The 873-nt window shown below is 68.5% G+C and carries 1 protein-coding gene; it reads right to left on the bottom strand.

Going from position 1 to position 873, the window contains the following annotated elements:
• Nucleotides 1-873: TraC family protein (locus AVMA1855_RS26510; RefSeq protein ID WP_284428011.1), on the bottom strand; the 873-nt coding region annotated here is incomplete at both ends.

Below are 873 nucleotides of genomic sequence, written 5' to 3'. Positions count from 1 at the left end.
GATCGAAGTTGAAGGGCAGCCCACGCATGAAGGTGTCCAGGGGCACCAGGTCGTGCCTGGAATCGATGAACCGCAGGCCCGAGGGCACGAGCAGCGCATTGACCTGGGAGATCTGCTGCTCCAGGTCGGCGGTGTCGTGTCCGCTCACGTAGAGCGTCATCATCATGGGGTAGAGCTTGTCCCCTTGCACCATCCGGGCAAGGACCTGCTCGCACTCGCGGTGCGTCTCCATGGCCGCGGCGGACTTGGCGCGGGAGGCGTCCCGGATGCGCTCGATGTGGCGCTCCAACTGGTGCTGCGGCTGCACGGTGAGGGAGATGGAGAGCATGGCGCCGGCGGGCAGACGATCCAGGCGTGCGAAGCTCTCGTTGCCGCTTTGCAACTCGGCCGAGAAGTGGCCGGTCTGTGGCTGACTGCGCATGCTCTGCAGGGCCAAGGCCTTCACGGGTACGCCGTCGAATTCGAAGGTGCCGGCGGCGAGGTCGGATCTGGGGGGCGAGAGATTGAGCAGGTCCGACAGGTCGCAGCCGAACAGGGGCGCCTCGCCTGCCTGCGCGCTGTCGCCAGGGTAGGGCGCCTGGCGCATCAGGTCGGTGGGCGTGCTGGCCCAGGGCACGGCCCGGTTGAAGAAAGGCAGGAGCCACTCGTAGAGGTCGCGGCCGGTGCAGCGGCGCGCGGCCACGCCTGCCTCGCCGAAGGTGGACATGAGGGTGATGGCCACCGACTCGATCTGAGCGGTGGGCGGCGCCGGGTCGTCGGCCAGCCCGGCGAAGCGCTTGTAGATGCAGCAGCGCACGCGCCGCATCTGGCCGCGCCAGACCTGGCCCGTCACCAGGGTGTCGGTGAACAGGCCTTGCGGGCGGGATACCAGAT

The organism is Acidovorax sp. SUPP1855, assembly GCF_030158955.1.
Classification (GTDB): domain Bacteria; phylum Pseudomonadota; class Gammaproteobacteria; order Burkholderiales; family Burkholderiaceae_C; genus Paracidovorax.
The sequence above is the reverse complement of the archived record's forward strand: the minus strand, read 5'-3'. Positions and strand labels throughout refer to the sequence as shown.